Annotated in this window: 25 protein-coding genes, 2 tRNA genes, 2 other RNA genes and 1 pseudogene; 15 read left to right on the plus strand and 15 right to left on the minus strand. The window is 53.8% G+C overall.

Annotated elements, in window-relative coordinates:
• The 3 genes and pseudogenes from PFH44_RS12460 to PFH44_RS12470 form a co-directional block, all read left to right on the plus strand.
• Positions 1-161 (plus strand): annotated as a pseudogene (locus PFH44_RS12460) (6-phosphofructokinase II); the annotation flags it as partial.
• Between the two features lie 87 nt (positions 162-248).
• Entirely contained in the window at positions 249-533 is a 285-nt protein-coding gene (gene ghoS / locus PFH44_RS12465; RefSeq protein WP_128877937.1) for a type V toxin-antitoxin system endoribonuclease antitoxin GhoS, read from the plus strand.
• A 105-nt stretch (positions 534-638) separates the two neighbouring features.
• Positions 639-1511 (plus strand): fructosamine kinase family protein, encoded by an 873-nt coding sequence (locus tag PFH44_RS12470; protein WP_045858911.1) that lies wholly within the window; start codon positions 639-641, stop codon positions 1509-1511.
• Positions 1512-1530: 19 nt separating this feature from the next.
• On the opposite strand, the gene tonB is transcribed toward PFH44_RS12470, so the two are convergent.
• Positions 1531-2274, minus strand: a complete 744-nt coding sequence (tonB, locus tag PFH44_RS12475) for a TonB system transport protein TonB (RefSeq protein ID WP_283825162.1) — start codon at positions 2272-2274, stop codon at positions 1531-1533.
• A gap of 210 nt (positions 2275-2484) precedes the next feature.
• Between tonB and PFH44_RS12480 the strand changes: the two genes are divergently transcribed.
• Positions 2485-2781 carry a YciI family protein gene (locus PFH44_RS12480; protein WP_045858916.1) on the plus strand — a complete coding sequence of 99 codons (297 nt, stop codon included), beginning with the start codon at positions 2485-2487 and terminating at the stop codon, positions 2779-2781.
• Between the two features lie 66 nt (positions 2782-2847).
• Here the strand turns inward: PFH44_RS12480 and PFH44_RS12485 are convergent, their stop codons facing one another.
• Complete coding sequence (locus PFH44_RS12485) at positions 2848-3021, minus strand: YciY family protein (RefSeq protein WP_095102028.1); 174 nt, start codon at positions 3019-3021, stop codon at positions 2848-2850.
• Between the two features lie 144 nt (positions 3022-3165).
• Here PFH44_RS12485 and cls point away from each other — a divergent pair, with 144 nt between their 5' ends.
• A complete protein-coding gene (gene cls, locus PFH44_RS12490; protein WP_045858917.1) occupies positions 3166-4626 on the plus strand; it encodes a cardiolipin synthase in 1461 nt (486 codons plus the stop codon).
• Between the two features lie 34 nt (positions 4627-4660).
• Positions 4661-4990 carry an HI1450 family dsDNA-mimic protein gene (locus PFH44_RS12495; RefSeq protein WP_041146064.1) on the plus strand — a complete coding sequence of 110 codons (330 nt, stop codon included), beginning with the start codon at positions 4661-4663 and terminating at the stop codon, positions 4988-4990.
• 67 nt (positions 4991-5057) lie between these two features.
• Here the strand turns inward: PFH44_RS12495 and PFH44_RS12500 are convergent, their stop codons facing one another.
• The 7 genes from PFH44_RS12500 to PFH44_RS12530 all read right to left on the minus strand — a co-directional run bounded on the left by PFH44_RS12500 (position 5058) and on the right by PFH44_RS12530 (position 12936).
• Positions 5058-5906: an ion transporter gene (locus PFH44_RS12500; protein WP_283825163.1), complete on the minus strand. Its 849-nt coding sequence runs from the start codon at positions 5904-5906 to the stop codon at positions 5058-5060.
• Positions 5907-5951: 45 nt separating this feature from the next.
• Positions 5952-6956: a murein tripeptide/oligopeptide ABC transporter ATP-binding protein OppF gene (gene oppF, locus PFH44_RS12505; protein ID WP_283825164.1), complete on the minus strand. Its 1005-nt coding sequence runs from the start codon at positions 6954-6956 to the stop codon at positions 5952-5954.
• Entirely contained in the window at positions 6953-7966 is a 1014-nt protein-coding gene (gene oppD / locus PFH44_RS12510; protein WP_283825165.1) for an ABC transporter ATP-binding protein, read from the minus strand. Before oppD ends, oppF begins: the two co-directional genes overlap by 4 nt.
• Positions 7967-7977: 11 nt before the next feature.
• A complete protein-coding gene (gene oppC / locus PFH44_RS12515) occupies positions 7978-8886 on the minus strand; it encodes an oligopeptide ABC transporter permease OppC (protein ID WP_045858923.1) in 909 nt (302 codons plus the stop codon).
• A 14-nt stretch (positions 8887-8900) separates the two neighbouring features.
• Positions 8901-9821: an oligopeptide ABC transporter permease OppB gene (gene oppB, locus PFH44_RS12520; RefSeq protein WP_041146069.1), complete on the minus strand. Its 921-nt coding sequence runs from the start codon at positions 9819-9821 to the stop codon at positions 8901-8903.
• Between the two features lie 84 nt (positions 9822-9905).
• The gene (gene oppA, locus PFH44_RS12525) at positions 9906-11537 is read right to left on the minus strand and encodes an oligopeptide ABC transporter substrate-binding protein OppA (RefSeq protein WP_076947655.1); all 1632 of its coding nucleotides are present in this window, start codon (positions 11535-11537) and stop codon (positions 9906-9908) included.
• 751 nt (positions 11538-12288) lie between these two features.
• Positions 12289-12936 carry a YchE family NAAT transporter gene (locus PFH44_RS12530; RefSeq protein WP_045858927.1) on the minus strand — a complete coding sequence of 216 codons (648 nt, stop codon included), beginning with the start codon at positions 12934-12936 and terminating at the stop codon, positions 12289-12291.
• A gap of 476 nt (positions 12937-13412) precedes the next feature.
• On the opposite strand from PFH44_RS12530, the gene adhE reads away from it, so the two are divergent.
• A complete protein-coding gene (gene adhE / locus PFH44_RS12535) occupies positions 13413-16091 on the plus strand; it encodes a bifunctional acetaldehyde-CoA/alcohol dehydrogenase (RefSeq protein WP_045858928.1) in 2679 nt (892 codons plus the stop codon).
• Between the two features lie 178 nt (positions 16092-16269).
• Here adhE and tdk read toward each other — a convergent pair whose 3' ends face one another.
• Complete coding sequence (gene tdk, locus PFH44_RS12540; RefSeq protein WP_045859619.1) at positions 16270-16887, minus strand: thymidine kinase; 618 nt, start codon at positions 16885-16887, stop codon at positions 16270-16272.
• A 560-nt stretch (positions 16888-17447) separates the two neighbouring features.
• Here tdk and hns point away from each other — a divergent pair.
• Positions 17448-17855, plus strand: coding sequence for a histone-like nucleoid-structuring protein H-NS (hns, locus tag PFH44_RS12545; RefSeq protein ID WP_041146073.1), 408 nt, complete (start codon positions 17448-17450; stop codon positions 17853-17855).
• Between the two features lie 116 nt (positions 17856-17971).
• On the opposite strand, the gene galU is transcribed toward hns, so the two are convergent.
• The 3 genes from galU to rssA all read right to left on the minus strand — a co-directional run bounded on the left by galU (position 17972) and on the right by rssA (position 21075).
• Entirely contained in the window at positions 17972-18874 is a 903-nt protein-coding gene (galU, locus tag PFH44_RS12550; RefSeq protein WP_045858929.1) for a UTP--glucose-1-phosphate uridylyltransferase GalU, read from the minus strand.
• A 195-nt stretch (positions 18875-19069) separates the two neighbouring features.
• Positions 19070-20083, minus strand: coding sequence for a two-component system response regulator RssB (rssB, locus tag PFH44_RS12555; RefSeq protein WP_045858931.1), 1014 nt, complete (start codon positions 20081-20083; stop codon positions 19070-19072).
• Positions 20084-20172: 89 nt separating this feature from the next.
• Positions 20173-21075: a patatin-like phospholipase RssA gene (rssA, locus tag PFH44_RS12560; RefSeq protein ID WP_045858932.1), complete on the minus strand. Its 903-nt coding sequence runs from the start codon at positions 21073-21075 to the stop codon at positions 20173-20175.
• A 111-nt stretch (positions 21076-21186) separates the two neighbouring features.
• Between rssA and PFH44_RS12565 the strand changes: the two genes are divergently transcribed.
• From PFH44_RS12565 to PFH44_RS12590, 6 genes are all read left to right on the plus strand, one after another.
• The gene (locus PFH44_RS12565; protein ID WP_283825166.1) at positions 21187-21645 is read left to right on the plus strand and encodes a YchJ family protein; all 459 of its coding nucleotides are present in this window, start codon (positions 21187-21189) and stop codon (positions 21643-21645) included.
• Positions 21646-21687: 42 nt separating this feature from the next.
• Entirely contained in the window at positions 21688-22530 is an 843-nt protein-coding gene (gene purU, locus PFH44_RS12570; protein WP_041146078.1) for a formyltetrahydrofolate deformylase, read from the plus strand.
• Between the two features lie 167 nt (positions 22531-22697).
• Positions 22698-22842: non-coding RNA, RtT sRNA (locus PFH44_RS12575), on the plus strand.
• 22 nt (positions 22843-22864) lie between these two features.
• Positions 22865-22949 (plus strand) — tRNA-Tyr (locus tag PFH44_RS12580).
• A 41-nt stretch (positions 22950-22990) separates the two neighbouring features.
• Positions 22991-23075: transfer RNA gene (locus tag PFH44_RS12585), tRNA-Tyr, on the plus strand.
• A 46-nt stretch (positions 23076-23121) separates the two neighbouring features.
• Positions 23122-23254: non-coding RNA, RtT sRNA (locus PFH44_RS12590), on the plus strand.
• A 150-nt stretch (positions 23255-23404) separates the two neighbouring features.
• On the opposite strand, the gene PFH44_RS12595 is transcribed toward PFH44_RS12590, so the two are convergent.
• On the minus strand, positions 23405-23848 hold the full coding sequence (locus PFH44_RS12595) for an Lrp/AsnC family transcriptional regulator (RefSeq protein WP_283825167.1): 444 nt from the start codon (positions 23846-23848) through the stop codon (positions 23405-23407).
• 108 nt (positions 23849-23956) lie between these two features.
• Here PFH44_RS12595 and PFH44_RS12600 point away from each other — a divergent pair, with 108 nt between their 5' ends.
• On the plus strand, positions 23957-24853 hold the full coding sequence (locus PFH44_RS12600) for a DMT family transporter (RefSeq protein ID WP_283825168.1): 897 nt from the start codon (positions 23957-23959) through the stop codon (positions 24851-24853).
• Positions 24854-24870: 17 nt separating this feature from the next.
• Here the strand turns inward: PFH44_RS12600 and narI are convergent.
• Positions 24871-25252: respiratory nitrate reductase subunit gamma (gene narI, locus PFH44_RS12605; RefSeq protein ID WP_283825169.1), on the minus strand; the 382-nt coding region annotated here is incomplete at its 5' end.

Genomic DNA, 25252 nt, shown 5'->3' on the forward strand with positions numbered 1-25252 from the left:
TGGTGGGTGCGATGACCCTGCGCCTCGCCGAAGATGCCGGACTTGAGGATATGGTGCGCTTTGGCGTCGCGGCGGGCAGCGCCGCTACCGTCAATCAGGGCACCCGCCTCTGCTCGCAGGAGAACACGCATAAAATTTACGCCTATTTGTGCGATCGCTAATCCCTTCCCTCTGCTCAGGCAGAGGGAGTCGCCAAATGACCAGCATGGTCTATGCTGAAAATTCCATGGATAACAACGGGGTGAAAAATGAGCGCCGAAATTCAAACCCATGTCGTGACGATCCGTTTTCACGAAGAGACGCTTACCGAGATTAACGAGCTAAGCAATCACCTTACCCGCGCGGGCTTCACCCTTGTACTGAATGACGACGAGGGAAAACCTCACGAGCTCGGAACCAACACCTTTGGCATGGTTTCCCCGCAAAGCGCGCAAGAGGTGCAGGCCCTGAGTGCGGGATTAGCGGAAACGGCGCTGGGGCGGCCTGCCGAAGTCACGGTAACCACATTTTCTCAGTGGCTGGAAGCTCAATAAGTGCGATTGGCGCGGTGGAAAGCGTCAGTTGTGCGTCAGTTCGAATTTTACGCCGAGGTTATGCGCTAACCTTATGAAATGGTGGAAAACATGGGGAGAGACGGCATGTGGCAGGCTATCAGCAATTTGTTAAGCGAGTGGCATACTGAAGCAGCTGAAATCGAACTGCGAAATGAACTGCCCGGCGGAGAAATCCACGCAGCATGGCACCTGCGCTTCGGTGGGAAGGACTACTTCGTGAAATGTGACGAACGTGAGCTACTGCCTATCTTTACCGCCGAGGCGGATCAGCTCGAGCTGCTGTCGCGGAGTAAAACCGTTCACGTACCGCAGGTGTTTGCCGTCGGTAGCGATCGCGACTACAGTTTTATGGTGATGGAGTATTTGCCTCCTCGCCCGCTCGACGCGCACAACGCTTTTCTGCTCGGTCAGCAAATCGCGCATCTACATCAGTGGAGCGATCAGCCGCAGTTTGGGCTCGATTTTGATAATGACCTTTCCACGACTCCCCAACCCAATGCCTGGCAACGCCGCTGGTCGACATTCTTTGCCGAGCAGCGCATCGGCTGGCAGCTTGAGCTGGCGGCAGAAAAAGGGCTACATTTCGGCGATATCGATACCATCGTTGAGTACGTGCAGCAGCGCCTCAGCGGCCACCAGCCCCAGGCCTCTTTGCTGCACGGCGATCTCTGGTCCGGCAACTGCGCGCTGGGGCCGAACGGCCCCTATATCTTCGATCCGGCCTGCTACTGGGGAGACAGAGAGTGCGACCTCGCCATGCTGCCGCTGCATCCTGAGCAGCCGCCGCAAATATACGACGGCTACCAGTCGGTCTCGCCTTTGCCGTCCGGATTCCTCAACCGTCAGCCCATTTACCAGCTCTATACGCTATTCAATCGGGCGATCTTATTCGGCGGTCAGCACCTCGTGACGGCGCAAAAAGCGCTCGACGATGTGTTCGCAGAGGAGGCCCCGTAAGGGGCCTTATTGATGGAGGTTAATTGATCTCAACGCCTTTAAGACGGAACTTAATGGTCATCGTCACGCCGGTGCCCGGTTTGCCGGGCTCGTAGCGCCACTTACGCAGGGCGCTTTTCACTTCACGCTCAAACATATTCGCCGGCTGCGCGGAAAGGATCTCGACGTTGTCCAGGCGGCCGTCCGGCGTGACGTCAAACTTCACGCGCACCACACCTTCAATACGCAGCGCCTGGGCGCGAGTCGGATAAGTCGGCTGGTTACGGCTGAGCGCCCGCGGGCCGCTCGGTGCGGTAACCGTTGGCTTCGCGGCGGCCGTGGATGTGGATGGCGGCGTACGCGCTGGCGCAGTGTTGGTATTTTCAAACGGCGATGCCGGACGCGTTTCCGCAGGCTTAACCTCACGCTTCGGCTGCTCGATCTTTTTCTCCGGCTTCGGCTTCGGTTTTGGCTTCGGCTTGGGTTTCGGCTCAGGCTTATGAATCACTACCGGCGCTTCCTTCGGCGGCTCTGGCACGATCTCAGGTTCGGGTTCTGGTTCCGGCTCAACAACCGGTTCCACGACCGGCTGTACGGCCTGAGGAGGCTCGAGATCCGCAGGAGCCACCATGGTTATCTCGATCGGTTGGGAGGGAGATGGCCGTTCAATAACCTGATGTACCGAGGTATAAAGCAACCCCGCCACAACGGCACCGTGGATAGTCACGGACAGCAGCGTCGGCCACGGGAAGCGGCGAGGTAAATCAATGGTCATTGCGCTCATAGTCGTTTCAGTTGAAAAATGATGCCCCGATTTTAAATGCAAATAGCAATCATATTCAATAAGCCTTATTGGCTTGCAGCAAAATTTGCCGTCTTTCCGCTAAAAAACAGCCCGGCAGCAGGCATTTTGACCCGCCTGGCATCTTTGCATTGCAGTCAAGGCCGGATTCACTTAACGTGATTCGCCCATTTATTGATAAGGAGCCTTGCCGTGCTTTACGTAATCTACGCTGAAGACATCGCCGATTCTCTGGAAAAGCGGTCGTCGGTCCGTCCCGCCCACCTGGCGCGTTTACAACTGCTACATGATGAAGGTCGTCTGCTGACCGCCGGGCCAATGCCTGCCGTAGACAGCAATGAACCTGGCGTTGCGGGGTTCACCGGTTCAACGGTTATTGCCGAGTTTGAATCACTGGAAGCCGCGCAGTCATGGGCGAACGACGACCCTTATATTGCTGCCGGTGTTTACCAGAACGTCGCGGTGAAGCCTTACAAAAAGGTATTTTAGGGCCAGCCGCCGTCAAAAACACAGAGGCACCGCATGCGGTGCCTTTTATTTCAGTACTTAGCGATCTCAGTACTCAGTGAAGACGAACAACAGGGAATGACGCTGTCGTTTCACCAGCTCCTTGCGGATGGCGAGGATGCGCATATTGCGGCGCGATTGGGCCTCCAGCCAGCGTGACTTACGGCGGCTCACCTGTCTTAGCATGCGCCAGCGCCCTACTTCCGTTCTACTACGCTTCATTGCTACTACTCTACAAGTGAAAAACAGCCTGCATTATAGGCCTATGAATCCGGCTGACCAACGCTTTCGCTGCGTTTTTATTTGCCAGATGGATGTTGATGCGTAAACTCATAAAATAGAGTCATTCAAAAGGATTTTTCATCTATGACAACCTTTTACACGGTGGTGAACTGGCTAGTCATCCTCGGTTACTGGTTACTGATCGCCGGTGTAACATTACGCATATTGATGAAACGGCGCGCCGTCCCTTCAGCAATGGCGTGGTTGCTGGTTATTTATATTTTACCTCTGGTCGGAATTATTGCCTATCTCTCGTTTGGTGAACTCCATCTCGGCAAGCGCCGGGCCGAACGGGCGCGGGCAATGTGGCCCTCCACCGCCAAGTGGCTCAACGATCTCAAGGCCTGCAAGCATATCTTTGCCGACGACAATAGTCCGGTCGCCGAATCGCTGTTTAAACTCTGCGAACGCCGCCAGGGGATTGCCGGCGTCAAGGGCAACCAGCTGCAGCTGCTCACCGAATCTGACGACGTCATGCAGGCGCTGATCCGCGATATTCAGCTGGCGCGCCACAATATTGAGATGGTGTTTTATATCTGGCAGCCCGGCGGAATGGCCGATAAGGTTGCAGAATCGCTAATGGCCGCCGCCAGACGCGGCGTGCACTGCCGCCTAATGCTGGACTCCGCCGGCAGCGTCGCCTTCTTCCGCAGCCCGTGGGCGGCGATGATGCGCAACGCCGGCATCGAGGTGGTCGAAGCGCTGAAGGTTAATCTGATGCGCGTGTTTTTGCGCCGGATGGATCTGCGTCAGCACCGCAAAATGGTCATGATTGATAACTATATTGCCTACACCGGCAGTATGAATATGGTTGACCCGCGCTTCTTTAAGCAGGATTCCGGCGTTGGCCAGTGGATCGATCTGATGGCGCGCATGGAGGGCCCGGTCGCCACGGCGATGGGGATCGTTTACTCCTGCGACTGGGAAATCGAAACCGGTAAACGGATCCTGCCGCCGCCGCCGGACCTCAATATTATGCCGTTTGAGGAGGCCAGCGGACATACCATCCATACCATCGCCTCGGGCCCAGGCTTCCCGGAAGATTTGATTCACCAGGCGCTGCTGACCGCCGCCTATTCCGCCAAAGAACATCTGATCATGACCACCCCCTACTTCGTGCCCAGCGACGATTTACTGCATGCTATCTGCACCGCCGCCCAGCGCGGGGTTGATGTCAGCATCATTTTGCCGCGCAAGAATGACTCGCTGCTCGTCGGCTGGGCCAGCCGGGCCTTCTTTACCGAGCTGCTGGCAGCCGGGGTGAAAATTTATCAGTTTGAAGGCGGGCTGCTGCACACCAAAAGCGTGCTGGTTGACGGCGAGCTGAGCCTGGTGGGGACCGTCAATCTCGATATGCGCAGCCTGTGGCTCAATTTCGAGATTACGCTGGTGATTGATGACGCCGGTTTTGGCAGCGATCTGGCAGCTGTTCAGGATGATTATATCTCCCGCTCGCGCCTGCTCGACGCCGGCTTATGGTTAAAACGTCCGCTCTGGCAGCGGATAGCGGAGCGACTGTTTTACTTCTTCAGTCCGTTGCTGTAAAACGTGCCAATCAGATGTTAAACGGGTAGCTATCATGGATATGGATTTAAACAATCGCCTGACCGAAGATGAAACGCTTGAGCAGGCTTACGATATCTTTCTCGAGCTGGCGGTCGACAACCTCGACCCGGCGGATGTCATTCTGTTTAACCTGCAGTTTGAAGAGCGCGGCGGCGCCGAGCTCTTTGATCCGGCTGAGGACTGGGAAGAGCACGTTGATTTCGATCTCAACCCGGATTTCTTCGCCGAGGTAGTGATTGGTCTTGCCGATACCGACGGTGGCGAAATCAACGATATCTTCGCCCGTGTCCTGCTGTGTCGCGAGAAAGATCACAAGCTGTGCCATATTTTGTGGCGTGAATAAGATTGTATTCCGGCCTCTGCTGGCCTGAAAAATGCCTGCCCGTTTAACGACCGGCAGGCATTTTTATTTACCCGCCCGCCTGCTGCGCAAGCGCACTCCCGCAGGCGTTGCAGTAGCGCGCGTTTTTATCATGAGGCCCGTGCTGACAGTTCTGGCAGATCCGCTGGCTGCGGCGATTCTGAAAGGCGGTGGTCATATGGGTCGTAATCAGGCCGGTTGGGATGGCGATAACTGAGTAGCCGATTAATATCAGCACCGATGCCAGTATTCGCCCCAGCGGCGTGTGCGGCGTAATATCGCCATAACCTACCGTTGTGATCGTCACAATAGCCCAGTACACCGAAGCATTAAGCGTGGTAAAGCCGTACTGCGGCCCCTCAATCAGATACATCAGCGAGCCGAAAATCACCATCACAATGGCAATAAATGAGTAAAACAGTATCAGCTGATGGCGGGCGCTGACGATAGCGGCCCAGAAGATATTCAACGACGGCATAAAGCGCAGCAGCTTGAGAATACGCAAGGCTCGGATCGCACGCATCGCGCGCCAGGCAAAGACGTAGTTAATGCTGATTTCCGGCCATAGCCACATCACGTACAGCGGTAAAATCGTCGCTAAATCAATCAGCCCCCAGAAGCTGAAAATATACCTGAGCGGATTGGGCCAGCTGACGATGCGCAGGATATATTCGAGGGTAAAAACGGCGGTAACAAACAGCTCCAGCCAGACGAAAATATGCCATTCATCAACGGTCAGATGGTACTGAGTCCCCAGACCCGACTCGACAAAAATAACCACCACGCTGAGGAGTGCAAAAACGCCGCACAGCCCTTCAAAGCGGCGCCCGGAGAGCTGATGCTGATCGAAGAGCACATGAAATAGCCGCTGACGGGCGGCGTGAATATTGACAGCCACGTTAACCTCGCAAAAAAAAGGGCTGACCAGCGTCAGCCCCGGAGATTATAACGGGTCTACCTTCAGGCAGGAAACCGCATGACGGAAACTGCCTTCCAGCACCGGCCGCGTTTTGGCGCATTCCGGCCCGGCTATCGGGCAGCGCGTGCGGAAAACGCATCCCGACGGCGGATTAATCGGCGAAGGGAGCTCGCCTTCCAGCAGCTGGATGGTTTTATTTTTTTCCAGATCCGGATCGGGAACCGGCACCGCAGACATCAGCGCTTTGGTATAAGGGTGCAGCGGGTTGTGGTACACCTCATCGTAGGTGCCCAGCTCCACCGCGTGCCCGAGGTACATCACCAGCACGCGATCGGAGATGTGCTTCACCACCGCCAGGTCATGGGCGATAAAGATCAGCGACAGACCCATTTCGCGCTGCAGCTGCTGCAGCAGGTTGACCACCTGGGCCTGAATCGACACGTCCAGCGCCGACACCGGCTCATCGCAGATAATCAGCTTAGGCTCAAGGATCAGCGCGCGGGCAATACCGATACGCTGGCACTGGCCGCCGGAAAACTCGTGCGGATAGCGGTTAATCAGGTTTGGCAGCAGACCGACCTTCATCATCATCGCCTTCACCCGATCGCGAGCTTCCTGACGCGACATTTTCGGATGATAGGTGCGCAGCGGCTCGGCAATAATCTCGCCGATGGTCATGCGCGGGTTCAGCGACGCCAGCGGATCCTGGAAAATCATCTGAATATCGCTGCGCACGTCGCGCCACTCGTCCGCCTTCATGCCCAGCAAATCTTTGCCAAGCCACGCTACCCTGCCCTCGGTCGCTTTCACCAGGCCAATAATCGCGCGGGCAAAGGTCGATTTACCGCAGCCGGACTCACCCACCACGCCCAGCGTTTCGCCTTCATACAGACGCAGCGTGACGCCATCAACCGCCTTCAGCGTTTTAGACGGCTGCCAAAACCACTGCTTGCCATCTTTAATATCAAAGTGGACTTTTAGATCGGCAATTTCGAGCAGGACTTTTCTTTGTTCAGTCACGGCGTTCATAGCAGATCTCCCACCGGTTGAAAGCAGGCACGCAGGCGGCCAGGGGCAAACTCCTTCAGAGGCGGAGCGCTATTACAAATCTCCATCGCATGCGGACAGCGCGGCTGGAACGGACAGCCCTTCGGCAGGCGCAGCAGGTTCGGCGGATTGCCAGGGATGGTTAACAACGCATCGCCTTCGGCGTCCAGACGCGGAACCGCATTCAGCAGGCCGATAGAGTACGGATGCGACGGATGATAAAAGACATCGCGCGCGTGACCGTACTCCATGGTGCGGCCGGCGTACATCACCAGAACTTTGTCACAGATCCCGGCGACCACGCCCAGATCGTGAGTAATCATAATGATCGCCGTATTGAATTCACGTTTAAGCTCATTCAGCAGGGTCATAATCTGCGCCTGCACCGTCACGTCCAGCGCCGTCGTCGGCTCATCAGCGATCAGCAGCTTTGGCCGGCACAGCAGCGCCATAGCGATCATCACGCGCTGGCGCATCCCGCCAGAAAACTCATGCGGATACATTTTCATCCGCTTGCGCGCTTCCGGCATCTTGACCGCATCCAGCATCTTCACTGATTCTTCAAAGGCCTCGGCTTTCCCCAGACCTTTGTGCAGCATCAGAACCTCCATCAGCTGCTCGCCGACCCGCATATACGGGTTCAGGGAGGTCATCGGGTCCTGGAAAATCATCGAAATCTGCTCGGCGCGCAGCTTATTCAGCTCGCGCTCCGGCAGGTTAAGGATCTGCCGGCCGTTAAAGGTCGCCGAGCCGCCGATATAGCCGTTGGCGGCCAACAGCCCCATCAGCGCAAAGGCGGTCTGCGACTTACCGGAGCCCGACTCACCCACGATGCCTAACGTTTCCCCTGCCTGCAGGTTAAAGTTGAGGTCGTTGACCGCGGTGACGTCGCCATCCGGCGTTTTAAAGGTCACGCGGAGATCTGTAACATCCAGCAGCAGCCCGGATTGCTGCTGCGCCTGCGGCGCTTTTGCCGTTTCAATTATGCTCATGACGGCGCTCCTTAGCGGTCTTTCGGGTCGAGGGCATCACGCAGGCCATCGCCGATAAAGTTAAAACAGAACAGCGTTACCACCAGGAACCCCGCAGGAAACAGCAGCAGCCACGGCGACACTTCCATTGAGTTTGCGCCATCGCTCAGCAGCGCTCCCCAGCTGCTGAGCGGCTCCTGAGTACCCAGACCGAGGAAGCTCAGGAAGGATTCGAACAGGATCATGCTCGGCACCAGCAGCGAGGCATACACCACCACCACGCCCAGGACGTTAGGCACGATGTGACGCGTCACGATACTGAAGGTCGAGACGCCGCCAACCTGGGCCGCTTCGATAAACTCTTTGCGCTTCAGGCTCAGCGTCTGGCCGCGCACGATACGCGCCATATCCAGCCAGGAAACCATTCCGATGGCGACGAAGATCAGCAGTATGTTCTGGCCAAAAAAGGTCACCAGCAGTATAACGAAGAACATAAACGGGAAGGAGTTGAGGATCTCCAGCAGACGCATCATGACGGAGTCGACCTTACCGCCGAGATAGCCGGAAAGCGAGCCGTAGAGCGTACCGAGGATCACCGCCACCAGCGCGGCGGCAACGCCAACCATCAGCGAGATACGCCCGCCGATAGCAACGCGCACCAGCAGGTCGCGACCGGATGAGTCGGTGCCGAAGTAGTGGCTGGACGCCGTATCAGGCGCGCTGGACATCATGCCCCAGTCGGTGTCGTAGTAGGAAAACTGCGACACCATCGGCGCAAGGGTCACGAACAGAGCGATAACGATCAGCACCACCAGGCTGGCCACGGCCGCGCGGTTATGCATAAAGCGGCGGCGGGCATCTTGCCACAGGCTACGCCCTTCGACTTCCAGCTTTTCACTGAAGTTCTCCAGCGCCTCGTTGTTTTTCTTACTTAACATCATGGCGAACCCCGGCCTCAATAGCGAATCTTCGGATCGATAACGGCATACAGCACATCAACAATCGCGTTAAACAGAATGGTCAGCGCGCCGACCAGAATCGTCAGGCTGAGTACCAGGGAGTAGTCGCGGTTAAGCGCGCCGTTGACGAACAGCTGGCCGATCCCCGGGAGACCGTAGATAGTCTCGATAACCATCGAGCCGGTGATAATGCCAACGAACGCCGGCCCCATATAGGAGAGGACGGGCAGCAGCGCAGGCTTCAGCGCGTGGCGCAGGATGATACGATGCATCGGCAGCCCCTTCGCCCGCGCGGTGCGGATAAAGTTAGAGTGCAGAACTTCGATCATTGAGCCGCGGGTGATACGCGCGATGCTGGCAATATAGGCGAGCGACAGCGCCACCATCGGCAGGATCATAAACTTCAGCGCCCCGCCGTTCCAGCCGCCACCGGGTAGCCAGTGCAGGGTGATGGCAAAAATCATCACCAGCAGCGGCGCAACCACGAAGCTGGGTATGACGACGCCGGTCATTGCCACCCCCATTACCGCATAGTCCCATTTGGTATTTTGCTTGAGGGCCGCAATAACGCCGGCGCTCACGCCAAGAACGACCGCCAGCAGGAAGGCGGCAAAGCCTAATTTGGCGGAGACCGGGAAGCTTGACGCCACCAGATCGTTCACCGAATAGTCTTTATATTTAAAAGAGGGACCGAAATCACCGTGTGCCAGCTGCTTCAGATAGTTGAAGTACTGGGTCATGATGGGGTCATTTAAATGATATTTTGCTTCAATATTCGCCAGCACTTCTGGCGGCAGCGTACGTTCGCCGGTAAAGGGACTTCCCGGCGCAAGGCGCATCATGAAGAAAGAGATAGTTATAAGAATAAACAGCGTCGGAATCGCTTCCAGACAGCGACGAAAAATAAATTTTAACATTGCCCGTACCTTCTGGCGTGTGCCTATCGTATGCGATGAATTCAGACACGGTGGGGCAAGCGATGCCTGCCCCACGTCTTGCCATTAATGTTTGATAATATAAAGGTTTTTAACGTAGATATTATCTAACGGGTCTTTACCGGTATAGCCACCTACCCACGGTTTAACCAGACGGGCGTTGACGTAATAGAAGACCGGCACAATGACAGAGTCTTTATCCAGCTGCTGCTCCGACTGCGCATACAGATCGGCGCGTTTGGCGTCATCATTGGTTTGCAGCGTTTCAGCGATAATTTTATCGAACGCCGGGCTCTTATAGTGCGAGGTGTTGTTTGAGCTGTCGCTCAGCATGGTATTGAGGAATGAGGTTGGTTCGTTGTAGTCGGCACACCAGCCCGCACGCGCCACGTCAAAGGTGCCCTGATGGCGGTTATCAAGGAAGGTTTTCCATTCCTGATTTTCCAGCTTCACGTTGGCGCCCAGGTTTTTCTTCCAGATGGATGCCACGGCGATGGCCAGCTTTTTATGCAGATCGGACGTGTTGTACAGCAGGTTAAAGGTCAGCGGTTTATCCGCGGTATATCCGGCCTCAGCCAGCAGTTTTTTCGCTTCTTCGTTACGCTTATCCTGAGTCCAGGTAAACCATTCTGGTTTAACGACCTTCATGCCATCGGTATAAGGAGGGGTGTAGCTGTATGCCGGCAGATCGCCCTGGTTCTTCACTTTATTAACGATAATGTCGCGGTCCAGCGCCATCTTCAGCGCGGTACGCACGCGGACGTCGGTAAACGGCGCTTTCTGGTTGTTAATTTCGTAGTAGTAGGTGCAGAGATACGGATCGACGTGAACTTCTTTCGGGATCTCTTTTTTCAGCTTCTGGAACAGCTCAATCGGCATATTGTTATAGGTCATGTCGATTTCGCCGCTGCGGTAGCGGTTAACGTCGGTGACTTCTGAAGAAATAGGCAGATAGGTTACCTGGTTAATAACGGTTTTCGCGTTATCCCAGTACTGAGTATTACGCTCAAGAACGATACGTTCGTTAACGACCCAGTCCTTCAGCTTATAGGCACCGTTGGTGACAATATTGGCCGGCTGAGTCCATTTCTCACCATATTTTTCAATAGCCGCTTTTGGCACCGGTGAAACGGACGGGTGCACCAGCAGTTTATAGAAATAAGGAACCGGCTCGCTCAGAGTAACCTGGAAGGTTTTATCATCGAGCGCTTTAACGCCCAGATCGGTGATTGGCTTTTTGCCGGCGATAATTTCATCAACGTTGGCAACGTGGCCATACTGCAGATAGCTCGCGTACGGTGAGGCGGTTTTCGGATCGGACAGGCGCTGCCAGCTATAAACGAAATCTTGTGCGGTTACCGGCGTGCCGTCGGACCATTTAGCGTCTTTACGCAGATGGAAGGTCCAGACTTTAAAATCTTTATTATCCCAGGATTCGGCAACCCCTGGAATCGGGTGGCCCTGAATATCGCCAATCACTAAACCTTCAAACAGGTCGCGGTTAATGTTGGATTCAGGCACGCCTTCAATTTTGTGCGGATCCAGAGATTGAACTTCTGCTCCGTTATTACGTACCAGCGATTGTGAATCCGCCAGCTGCACCCCTGCAGGTACATCTGCTGCCATAGCAACGTTCGCCGTAAATAGCGCAGAGAAAATCCCCGCTGCTACCAGATTTTTTTTGGTGATGATGGTCATTGTGTTGTTACTCCACTCATTATAATTACTGGCTATTTAACCAGCCTCTTTTTTTCCCTTATTCGGGATTCTGTACAGTGCAGGAGTTTTTGCTGCTGTCAGACTTTACTGCTTGCTATCACCGACTTATTTATTACGACCGCTCAAACGGCAGCCTTGACGTCGATTCTTTACCCCCCTGTCCTGGGGCGGCTTTTACGCAACGAGTTATTTAATAATAATTCTCATTTACGTTTGTTATTCAGTAAGCGATAACGCCGGAAAGTACCAAAAGGCTTTCTCGTCCGCCAATGCAATTTGCAAATATGTTACCGGATTCTCTTTTATTGCTCCTGCTGCGGCAGGATTCTGCCGGTCAATTCCGCGAGAGGAGAGATAAAGTAGTTATTTATCATTTAGATACAAAAAGCATGCGGTTCTGCATGCCGCTATAGGGTGCAAAGGCGCTTTTTTGTACGAAAATTTAACAATCGGTTATTATTTAGCACATTCATCTGCCGCTGTTATGAAATTACTAATATCATTTCAATTATCTGACGGCAAGCACCAGAGAATGATGTGAAGAAAATAACAGTGGCGGTGGTGCGGAAAAGAGAGGGAAGCAGGAGGAGAAAACAGATAATATGTTGATATTAAAGGGAATAAACCATTATCACGAAAAGTTATCTTTTTCGTCTATATCCGCTTTATTGATATGTTTTGCTAATAATAAAGCAAGCGCGGAGCCTCAGGCCCCGCGCAACGCGGTGCTTCAGGCCAGAAGACCCGGGAAAAGCGCCTTCAGTCCGGTAACGATAAACTCAATTCCGAGGGCCATCAGCAGCAGCCCCATAATACGCGTGATCACGTTAATCCCGGTTTGCCCAAGCAGGCGAACGAGCCACGGCGCCATGCGGAAAATTCCCCAGCAGCACAGGGCAAACAGCGCGATGGCCACCGAGAAGCCAAAGAGGTGGGCTACGGTGTGGTAACGCGTTCCCCAAACAATGGTGGAGCTAATCGCCCCTGGGCCGGCCATCAGCGGTAATGCCAGCGGCACTACGCCAATGCTTTCGCGGATAGCCGTCTCTGACTTTTCCTGCTTATTCTGTTTGTCTTCCCCGAGCTTGCCGCTAATCATCGACATCGCGATGGTGACGACGAGGATCCCCCCGGCAATACGGAATGAATCGATGGAGATACCGAAGATTTGTAAAATACCGTCCCCGAGGAACAGCGAGGTCAGCAGGATAATGGCAACGGAAAGGTTAGCCGTCAGGTTGGTCTTGTTACGGATCGCCGCACTCTGGTAGCTGGTCATACTAATGAACACCGGAATGATGCCAACCGGGTTAACCAGTGCAAATAACCCGATGAAAAACTTGAAATAAGCTGAAAAATCAAACAACGGTAGAGTCACAGTGCGCTCCGCAGCATCATTAAATATGGCTGTTGACAGTGGGTGTCATAAAATATTCGCGCAGAAGATACGCTTTTTAACAGCATAATTCATCTCAAAAATGCATACCTTAATGATAAAGTGTGTATGTTGTATATTTGTGTCTTTTAGCCGCTTTATTCATTTATTCTGCATACCTTTTCATTACACCTGATCTAAGTGGTCATAAAATAGCCTGCTGAAAGGTGTCAGCTTGACATAAAATTGATCTAAATCACGTAAATCGTACTCAGAAGTGAGTAATCTTGTTTACACCAAAGAGTGGAAGCCGACAGTACCTGAGGATAAAGAAATAAAGCTTCGTTAGTAAATCAGTGAAGCCAGTACGGCAAAATTCGATACGTTAACATTTAGATGCAAGCTATTAACCGCCTGTCTATACTATCGAATCGAGCTACTGATTTACTAAAAAAGTTTAACATTATCAGGAGAGCATTATGGCTGTTACTAATGTCGCTGAACTTAACGCACTCGTAGAGCGCGTAAAAAAAGCCCAGCGTGAATATGCCAGTTTCACTCAAGAACAAGTTGATAAGATCTTCCGTGCAGCCGCTCTGGCCGCCGCAGACGCTCGAATCCCTCTCGCAAAAATGGCCGTTGCCGAATCCGGAATGGGCATTATCGAAGACAAAGTGATCAAAAACCACTTCGCTTCTGAATACATCTATAACGCTTATAAAGATGAAAAGACCTGCGGTATTCTCTCCGAAGACGATACCTTTGGTACCATCACCATCGCAGAGCCTATCGGTATTATTTGCGGTATCGTCCCAACGACGAACCCGACTTCTACAGCAATCTTTAAATCACTGATCAGCCTGAAAACGCGTAACGCGATCATCTTCTCTCCGCATCCGCGTGCTAAAGATGCCACCAACAAAGCGGCTGACATCGTTCTGCAGGCTGCTATTGCTGCCGGCGCGCCGAAAGACCTGATCGGTTGGATCGACCAGCCTTCCGTTGAGCTTTCCAACGCCCTGATGCACCACCCTGACATTAACCTGATCCTTGCGACCGGTGGTCCAGGCATGGTTAAAGCGGCCTATAGCTCCGGTAAACCGGCTATCGGCGTAGGTGCAGGTAACACGCCGGTTGTTATTGACGAAACCGCTGACATTAAACGTGCCGTTGCGTCGGTACTGATGTCCAAAACCTTCGATAACGGCGTTATCTGTGCATCTGAACAGTCCGTTGTCGTTGTGGATTCCGTCTACGACGCCGTTCGTGAACGCTTCGCCAGCCACGGCGGCTACCTGCTGCAGGGCAAAGAGCTGAAAGCGGTTCAGGATATCATCCTGAAAAACGGCGCGCTGAACGCCGCTATTGTTGGTCAACCGGCGTATAAAATTGCCGAACTGGCAGGCTTCACCGTCCCGAGCAACACCAAAATTCTGATTGGTGAAGTGACCGACGTTGATGAAAGCGAGCCGTTTGCTCACGAAAAACTCTCTCCGACTCTGGCCATGTACCGCGCCAAAAACTTCGAAGACGCCGTTGATAAAGCTGAAAAACTGGTGGCGATGGGCGGTATCGGTCATACCTCCTGCCTGTACACCGACCAGGATAACCAGCCGGCTCGCGTGGCCTTCTTCGGCCAGATGATGAAAACCGCACGTATTCTGATTAACACCCCGGCTTCTCAGGGTGGTATCGGTGACCTGTATAACTTTAAGCTTGCGCCTTCCCTGACTCTGGGTTGTGGTTCCTGGGGTGGTAACTCCATCTCTGAAAACGTTGGTCCGAAACACCTGATCAACAAGAAAACCGTTGCTAAGCGAGCTGAAAACATGTTGTGGCACAAACTTCCGAAATCTATCTACTTCCGTCGTGGCTCTCTGCCAATCGCACTGGATGAAGTGATTACTGATGGTCACAAACGCGCGCTAATCGTGACCGACCGCTTCCTGTTCAACAACGGCTATGCCGACCAGATCACCTCCGTGCTGAAGGCATCCGGCGTTGAAACCGAAGTGTTCTTTGAAGTTGAAGCTGACCCGACTCTGACCGTGGTACGTAAAGGTGCAGACCTGGCCAACTCCTTCAAGCCGGACGTCATCATCGCCCTCGGCGGTGGTTCCCCGATGGATGCGGCGAAAATCATGTGGGTGATGTACGAACATCCGGAAACCCACTTCGAAGACCTGGCGCTGCGCTTTATGGATATCCGTAAACGTATCTACAAGTTCCCGAAAATGGGCGTGAAAGCGAAAATGATCGCCGTCACTACCACTTCCGGTACCGGTTCTGAAGTGACCCCGTTTGCGGTCGTTACCGACGATGCGACCGGTCAGAAATATCCGCTGGCAGACTACGCGCTGACTCCGGATGTGGCGATTGTCGATGCTAACCTCGTCATGGATATGCCGAAATCCCTGTGTGCCTTCGGTGGTCTGGATGCCGTTACTCACGCCCTGGAAGCCTACGTTTCCGTACTGGCATCTGAGTTCTCCGACGGCCAGGCTCTGCAGGCGCTGAAGCTGCTGAAAGAGTACCTGCCAGCGTCCTACCATGAAGGTTCTAAGAACCCGGTAGCGCGTGAGCGCGTGCACAGTGCCGCGACTATTGCCGGTATCGCGTTTGCGAACGCCTTCCTCGGCGTATGTCACTCTATGGCGCACAAGCTGGGCTCTCAGTTCCATATCCCGCACGGCCTGGCGAACGCCCTGCTGATTTGTAACGTTATCCGCTACAACGCGAACGATAACCCAACCAAGCAGACCGCATTCAGCCAGTACGACCGTCCGCAGGCTCGTCGCCGCTACGCAGAAATTGCTGACCACCTGGGCCTGAGCGCACCTGGTGACCGCACCGCAGCGAAAATCGAGAAACTGCTGGCATGGCTGGAAAGCATTAAAGCTGAACTGGGTATTCCTAAGTCAATCCGCGAAGCTGGCGTGCAGGAAGCTGACTTCCTGGCCCACGTTGACAAGCTGTCTGAAGACGCATTCGATGACCAGTGCACCGGCGCTAACCCGCGCTACCCGCTGATTGCCGAACTGAAACAGATTCTGCTCGATACCTTCTACGGTAATGAGTTCAGCGAAGGCGAAGCTGCCGCGAAGAAAGAGCCTGTTGCAGCACCGAAAGCCGATAAAAAAGCGAAAAAATCCGCTTAATTTACGCCGGTAATCAATACGAGGCCTCATCTTTTGATGAGGCCTTTTTTTTGCCACTATTTTGCCTGGGGTCGCACGACCGACGCTGAAGCAACAGACCGTTAAAATATACGCGGGAATGACAGCAGGACGTCATCAGGCGCCTGGTGCGCGCCTGAGCGGGGTCGACAAAGGGAGGTTAGCAGGAGCGCTGCCTGTTTTGCACAAGCGTTAAAGACCCCTCTTTTAAAGCCTCTTTATAATGTTTACGACAGACCGATACGTAGCGTTCGTTGCCGCCAATAACAACCTGCTCGCCCTCGTTGTACGGCCGCCCTTCCCGATCGAGGCGCAGCACCATACTCGCCTTACGGCCACAAAAACAGATCGTTTTTAATTCAACCAGCTTATCTGACCAGGCTAATAAATACTGGCTGCCGATAAACAGCTCCCCGCGAAAATCAGTACGCAGGCCGTAGCACAGCACCGGGATATCCAGCCCATCAACAACCTCGGATAGCTCGTGCACCTGCTCACGGGTAAGAAACTGGCTCTCATCGACTAATACACAATGAACCGGCTGCTTTGCGTGCTCATCGCTAATCTCGGCGAATAATGAAGTCTGCGGGTTAAACAGCCGGGCCGGCGATGAGAGTCCAATTCTTGAACTGACCTTACCGGAACCAAAGCGGTCATCAATCTCAGCCGTATAAACTAAGGCACGCATGCCTCGTTCCTGATAATTGTATGAGGACTGCAGTAGCGCAGTCGACTTACCTGCATTCATTGCAGAATAGTAAAAATAAAGTTGTGCCATCGGCTGCATAACCCCAATCAATGTGTTTAATCGCGGCGGGATTGTAGCATATTTTCTGCCGCTGTCGGCCCCTTCAGGGATGGGCGGGAGGTGTATGCTGCGCCAGCCGACTTCTGAAAGATTAAGCTTCTTAATACAATCTGGCCATCGGTTATTTGCCCTCGCCGCGGGGTGCAGCCGGCTGGAGCGGTTGTCCTTTCGTGCGAATCGGCGCATTTTGCAGGCGGTTATAACGGATTTTGTTCAGTGTTTTATATTAAACATCACTGTAACTAATGCGCTAATACTGAAGGGGGATATTTATCCCTGCAAAGTATAATTTTACTCCCTGGCCGCTGGGAAAAGCATACTATCTCAGGGTTTTAGCTTGCGGTGCCGGTTAAGCTATAAGCGAGAAAGATGTGAACTCGCGCGGAAAATTTAACTTAAATTAATTAATTACCGGGACAAATAACAGGTAATTTTGAATTCCTTACATTCTACCCTATTGCACATCTGATTATATCGCTCTATTATTAGTTCAACAAACCACCCCACAATATAAGTTTGAGATTACTACAATGAGCGAAGCACTTAAAATTTTGAACAACATCCGTACTCTTCGTGCGCAGGCGAGAGAATGCACCCTTGAAACGCTAGAAGAAATGCTGGAAAAATTAGAAGTTGTCGTTAACGAACGTCGCGAAGAAGAAAGCGCTGCGGCTGCAGAAATTGAAGAGCGTACTCGTAAACTGCAACAATACCGTGAAATGCTGATCGCTGATGGTATTGACCCGAATGAACTGCTGAGCACCATGGCGGCAGTTAAAGCGGGCACCAAAGCTAAACGCGCAGCGCGTCCGGCGAAATATAGCTACGTTGATGAAAACGGCGAAACCAAAACCTGGACTGGTCAGGGCCGCACCCCGGCAGTGATCAAAAAAGCGATGGATGAGCAGGGCAAATCTCTGGACGATTTCCTGCTGTAATAAATCGTCAGATTTGAAAAATCCCGCTTCGGCGGGATTTTTTTATCTTAACTTGCTGCGATAAAAAAGCCGGGGAACAATACCTGCCCCCCGGCTCTGATATCTAAAGATAACGATTACTTGGCGATTGCTTTTTCCAGCCAGTCTTTAAAATCTGCGCCGAGCGTTTTATGGCGCACGCCATATTCAACGAAAGCCTGCATGTAGCCCAGTTTATTACCACAGTCATGGCTCTTGCCCTTCATATGGTAGGCTTCAACCGTTTCCTTCTCGATCAGCATATCGATGGCATCAGTCAGCTGGATTTCATCGCCTGCGCCCGGAGGGGTTTTAGCCAGCAGCGGCCAAATATCCGCGCTCAGCACGTAACGACCAACGACGGCCAGATTGGAAGGTGCAACGTCGGCTTTCGGCTTTTCCACCACGCCAACCATCGGCACGCTTTCACCCGGCTGCAGGGACTGTCCCTTGCAATCAACAACGCCATAGGCGGTGACGTCAGCCACAGGCTCAACCATAATCTGGCTGGATCCGGTTTCGTCGAAACGAGCCATCATTTCCGCCAGGTTATCGCGGCTCAGGTCGGATTCAAACTCATCCAGAATAACGTCCGGCAGAATAACCGCGACCGGCTCGTCGCCCACTACCGGATGCGCGCACAGCACGGCATGGCCAAGGCCTTTAGCGAGGCCCTGACGAACCTGCATAATGGTGACGTGCGGTGGACAAATAGATTGGACTTCTTCAAGAAGCTGACGTTTTACGCGTTTTTCCAGCATCGCTTCCAGTTCAAAACTGGTATCGAAATGGTTTTCGATAGAATTTTTGGAAGAGTGCGTGACCAGAACAATTTCAGTAATCCCGGCCGCAATACATTCGTTAACAACATACTGAATTAAAGGCTTATCTACCAGCGGCAGCATTTCTTTCGGAATAGCCTTGGTAGCGGGCAGCATCCTTGTGCCTAATCCCGCAACCGGGATAACAGCTTTTCTTACTTTAGAATTAACGGCAGCCATTGAAATCTCCTGGACTGTATGTTTTTTAAACTAGTCATAATAATAACGCACCCAGTATATCAGCCCATCCACGTAAGCCTGGTCTGAAAGGCGCGGATTTTCTCGAATTAGGACTTATACGTATAAAACCCATCGATAGTATCACCGCCAAAGAGAGAGCGGTAATCCTACCAGCGTGAAAATAAACTTAACTGTTCATTCCGCAGACAACATCAGGCGTAAACGGCCGCCAGCCCCCCAAATTTGGCACTGCCACGAGGAGCAGCGCTGGCTAATTTGGTTGAGATAAGCATTACCTAATGTGCCAAGCGGTACACCATTACTAATCTGTATTTGATGTTCTCCGGTATTGAGCGTGCCGTTTAACCCTGCCGATACCAAAATCAAATTTTTCAACCCGCTGTGGTAATACCCCACCAGCAGCGGAAATTGCCCCGGCAAATTCGCCTGACGAAGCAGCTGGTTGACCTGCTTTAACAACCCGGTCATTTCCGGCAGGCGCTGGCCTTGATGGGCAAGCTGTTCCTGAAGTAGACCGTTAAACAGCGCGCGCAGCAGCAGCGCCGCGAGAACGCCATTATCTCCTGCTCGTGTGACATCCAGACAGTAAAATGCCAAATCATTTTCTGATAATGGCGCAATATCAAGAACCAGCCCTGGCCTGTCCGCGGTGACCAGCTGGCGATAGTGGATGCGGCAGCGCGATATTTCCTGCTGCACCGGAGGCTGTAGCTCCTGCAGCAGCCTGGAAGCGGCGTTTGGATCGCTGACCAGCGCATCCCAGTCCTCAAACAGCCGCTCCTCCTCTTCCACGCGCGAGCTGAACATGTGGGGATAGAGGCAGGCGTAGACCGTCTCACGCAGGCGGTTAAAATCTTTTACCGGCTTAAGCAGAACATCCTGCACGCCAAGACGCAGCGCCTTAGCAATATCCGCCATATTTTCCGTCGCAGAAATCATCAGAATCGGCATCTGCTCGCCCTGGTTACGCAGATACTCCACCAGCTGGAGCCCATTCATGCGCGGCATCGAGATATCGCAGATCATCAGGTCGGGCTTTGACTCGGCCATTTTTTGTAGTGCCTCAACGCCATCCTCAGCCTGCGCGGTCGTAGCGCCTAGCGAGGTTAGCCAGGAGTGCAAAAGAGTGCGGAAAACGGGCTCGTCTTCAACGATCAGAATTTGTTTCCCCGCCAATGGCTGCGTCATGATCTCTCCTCTGGCTGACGATAATTAAATATTGGCATGCATTTCACACTATCGCCTGTCAGAATTTACTGAAGTCTAAGTCAAGGGCGTCACGCCGAGGCGCGCACCAAAGGTAAAAGTTCATCCATCTTTTTTTCCACCGCCTGGTGACCGGCAGCAATCGCCTCACCGGCGCGATGAAAATCGAGAGTAGATATTTGTGGGCAAAAGGGCTGTAGCAGAATATCCGGTGGGTCCCCCGCCATACGGTTACGCTTCAGGCGATTTTCCAGCACCTGAATAGAGGTGGACATAATCTCCATTGCCGTAGGCGTAGCGGTGGTCGTCTGCCGGGAGGTCATTCCCGTCAGCCGCGCGCGCAGGCGCGAATGCCAGGAGAAATCTTTTTCATCTTCAGCTCGCGGCTTCTCGATAGACCATAAATCCTGCTGCATCAGATGCGCATCGTGCTGAAGATCGACGGCGATGACGATATCGGCCCCCAGCGCGCGCGTCAAAGAGACCGGGACGGGATTGACGACGGCGCCGTCTACCAGCCAGTAGCCATTGTGCATAACGGGCGACATCAGGCCGGGCATGCTGCAGGAGGCGCGTACCGCCAGATGCAAATCGCCTTCGGTAAACCACAGCTCGCGGCCGGTGCTCAGATTGGTCGCCACCGCCGCAAATCGGCGATCGCAGCGTTCAATTTCGGAGGTAGGCAGGACTTGTCGAAATTGATTGAATACCCGCTCCCCACGCAGCAGGCCTCCGCGACGCCAGGAGAGATCCATTAACCGCAGCACGTCCCAGTTGCTAAACGAGCATACCCATTTTTCCAGTACCGGAAGACGGTTGCAGGCGTAGACCGCGCCAACCAGCGATCCGATAGAGCATCCTGCAACAACGTCAATTTCAATACCTGCCCGCTGTAGCGCTTTAATCACGCCAATATGCGACCACCCTCGGGCAGCTCCCGCCCCTAAGGCCAGACCAATCTTAAGCTTTCTCATTATTACCGATACACATCCTTCCACCGCGAACATGGCATCATCGCCGCAGCTCAGTTAACATAAAACACTTTGGCGTCGATGCGCCGTCATTCTTTTTCCATGGAGGCCGCTTTGTCGCCATTATGTCCCTGTGGCAGCGCTCTGCAGTATAGCGCATGTTGCCAGCGTTATCTGGACGGCGCGCTGCCAGCGCCAGGCCCGTCACAGCTGATGCGATCCCGCTACAGCGCGTTTGTTATGAAAGATGCCGATTATCTGATTAAAACCTGGCATCCCTCTTGCCAGGCGCAGCAGTTCCGCGCGGATCTGGAGAGCGGTTTTGCCAAAACGCACTGGCTGGGCCTGACCGTCTTTGCCGCCGATGAGGGGCGGAATCCCGATGAAGGATTCGTCAGCTTTATTGCACGATTTAACGACGATAACCGTTCCGGCGTAATTATTGAACGTTCCAGATTCTTAAAAGAAAATGGACAGTGGTACTATATCGACGGCACGCGACCGCTGATTGGTCGTAACGACCCCTGCCCTTGTGGCTCAGGTAAAAAATTTAAAAAATGCTGCGGCCAATAAACCGGCGTCAGCAATAGCAAACACTACAGGATTTCCCCCGCGATGCATTCATTACAACGTAAAGTACTACGCACTATTTGCCCTGATCAGAAAGGACTCATCGCGCGTATCACCAACATTTGCTACAAGCACGAGCTGAACATCGTGCAGAACAACGAGTTTGTCGATCACCGAACCGGCCGCTTCTTTATGCGCACCGAGCTGGAAGGTATTTTCAATGATGCCATTCTGCTGGCCGATTTGGATAGCGCTCTGCCGGAGGGTTCGATTCGCGAGCTGACGCCTGCGGGTCGTCGTCGCGTGGTCATTCTGGTCACCAAAGAAGCGCACTGCCTCGGCGATCTGCTGATGAAGGCTAACTACGGAGGCCTGGATGTCGAGATTGCCGCGGTTATCGGTAACCACGAGACGCTACGTACGCTGGTTGAGCGCTTTGATATTCCGTTCCAGCTGGTCAGCCATGAAGGCCTGACGCGTGAGGAGCACGATAAGCAGATGGGCGATGCTATCGAAGCGTTAGCGCCGGACTATGTGGTGCTGGCGAAATATATGCGCGTGCTGACGCCAGAGTTCGTTTCCCGCTTCCCGAACCAGATTATCAATATCCATCACTCGTTCCTGCCAGCCTTTATTGGCGCACGTCCGTATCATCAGGCCTACGAGCGCGGTGTGAAAATCATCGGCGCCACCGCGCACTATGTGAACGATAATTTGGATGAAGGCCCGATCATCATGCAGGACGTAATTCATGTCGATCACACCTACACCGCGGAAGATATGATGCGCGCCGGACGCGATGTTGAGAAGAACGTGCTGAGTCGCGCCCTGTATCAGGTGCTGGCGCAGCGCGTGTTCGTTTACGGCAACCGAACGATTATTCTTTAATCGATAGATAAATTAGCTGGTTAGCTTTGCGTCTTTGCGCGCAAAAAGCAGGCAACCAGTTTATTTTTATCAACGGAATGCTTTACAGGGGCGCGTCATTTGGTATGATGCGCCCCGCTTCCCCAGAAGGAAGCAGGCCAGTATTAGCATTACCCCGTGGTGGGGTTCCCGAGCGTTCATAAGGGAGTTGACTGCAAATCTGCGGTCGTCGACTTTAAGGTTCGACTCGAGCGAAAGTGAGAGAACGTTGCCGCAGGCAACGGCCCGAAGGGTGAGGAGCTTCAGCTCCGAATAATCCTTCCTCCTGTCGAATGCAAGCAATGAATATACCCGTGGTGGGGTTCCCGAGCGGCCAAAGGGAGCAGACTGTAAATCTGCCGTCATCGACTTCGAAGGTTCGAATCCTTCCCCCACCACCATTGTTCACTTTGCTGAATAGCTACAATTTGATTTTACCCCTGGTGGGGTTCCCGAGCGGCCAAAGGGAGCAGACTGTAAATCTGCCGTCATCGACTTCGAAGGTTCGAATCCTTCCCCCACCACCATCACTTCCTGATATCTCATCACCCCCAAACAAACACCAGCGTCGCACATTCTGCCCATCCGGGAAGGATGAGAAGCTTCGACTAAGGTTCGACTCGAGCGTCAGCGAGAGAACGTTGCCGCAGGCAACGGCCCGAAGGGTGAGCAGCTTTAGCTGCGAATAATCCTTCCCCCACCACCATCACTTCCCGATATCCCGTTACTCCTCAAACAAATACCAGCGTCGCACATTCTGCCCATCCGGGAAGGATGAGAAGCTTCGACTAAGGTTCGACTCGAGCGTTAGCTAAGCATCCCTACCAGGACGTAGACGCCCTCATCCGGGATAGCGCTACATCGGCGGCAGACGGCGCGCTACCGGCGAGCTTTTTACTATCGAGGTGTTGCACTGGGCGTGTTCTGCCAGGCCATCCAGTAGGGTATCAAGCTGCGCAATATCCCGCACAACGAGGCGCATCACAAAGCAATCTTCCCCCGTGACCTTGTCACATTCGATGCATTCCGGCATCGCCTGAATGTATTTATCCACTTTCTGCAGCAGCCCTGGCAAGGGTCTGACGCGCACCAACGCCTGCAGGCTGTAGCCCAGCGCGGCCAGATTAATCCGGGCGCCATATCCCTGAATCACCCCGCGCTCTTCCAGACGCTTCACCCGCTCGGCGGTACTGGGCGAGGTCAGCCCTACCCGCCCGCTCAGCACCTTTAGCGATATGCGCGCATCTTCCGCCAGACAGGCCAGAATGGCGCGATCGGTATTATCAATTAAGTGTTCCACTCTTTTTACCTGCTAAATAAAAGCGATATCAGGTTTTCACCTTAGATCATGCATATCAACCTGTCATCTGATTAACGACAATAGCGATACGCAAACGGAGGTAGAAAAATGAAACATACGGTGACGTGCGTCTGGCAAATGAGCCTGGCGATGATAATTTCGGGTTCGATTGGCGCATTTGTTTTACTCTCCGGTTTGCCGGTGATCGACGTTGTCTTCTGGCGCTGCCTCATTGGCGCGCTGACCTTAGCGGGCTTCATCACTCTCAGCCGACAGCCCTTTAGTCAGCTCACGCAGCTCACGCTGCTGCTGGCGATCCTCGGAGGCGTCGGCCTGGTCGTTAACTGGCTGCTGCTTTTTGCCGCTTACGCCCGAATTTCTATAGGCATGGCCACCGTCGTTTATAACACCCAGCCGTTTATGCTGGTATTGATGGGGATGCTGGCCGGCGAGCGGGTTGCGCTGATTAAATGGGGATGGCTGGCGCTGGCCTTTTTCGGCGTGGTGGTGCTGCTCTCCAGCGAGCTGATGCAGGCGCACGGCGGCCAGCTGGCGGCGGGTATTGCGCTGGCCCTTGGCGCCGCTTTTTTTTATGCGCTAACGGCGATGATCGCCCGCAAGCTGCGCCCGCTCCCGCCCCAGCATATTGCCTTTATTCAGGTTATCGTCGGGACCATTATGCTGCTGCCGCTGGTTCACCGCCCCGATTTTAGCGCTGCGTTCCCCTGGCGATACCTGCTGATTCTCGGCGTTGTGCATACCGGTATCATGTACCAGCTGCTCTACAGCGCGATCCAGAAGCTGCCTACGCCAGCGATCGGCTCACTCTCCTTTATCTATCCGATTGTGGCGATCGTGGTCGACTATCTGCTCTTCGACCATGCGCTGGCGCCAGTGCAGCTGGCCGGAGGCGCGCTGATCCTGCTGGCGGCGGCGGGAAATAATCTGGGCTGGGGTGATGGGCTGGCGCTGAGCAATAAAAAACCCCGCCGAAGCGGGGTTTGATACAACCGATAGCTGAACTAGCGACGAGCGCGAACAATCTGATATTTGCGCGTCAGGTACTCTACCGGCGCGCTCCAGATATGCACCAGGCGGGAGAACGGGAACAGCAGGAACATCGTCATCCCCAGCACCAGGTGCAGGCGGAACACAAACGCCACCCCGTCCAGATACTGTGACGCTCCGCCGTGGAAGGTCACCACCGACTGCGCCCAGCCTACCAGCTTAAGCATTTCACTACCGTCCATATGCTGCGCCGAGAATGGGATCGTCAGCAGACCCAGCGCGCACTGAACGAGCAGCAGCGAGAGGATCAGGATATCCGCGGTAGTGGTGGTTGCCCGCACGCGCGGGCTGAACAGGCGACGCTTGAGCAGCAGCACGCCGCCGACCAGGCACATC

This window comes from Klebsiella sp. Ech2A (genome assembly GCF_030078455.1).
Classification (GTDB): Bacteria; Pseudomonadota; Gammaproteobacteria; order Enterobacterales; family Enterobacteriaceae; genus Klebsiella; species Klebsiella terrigena.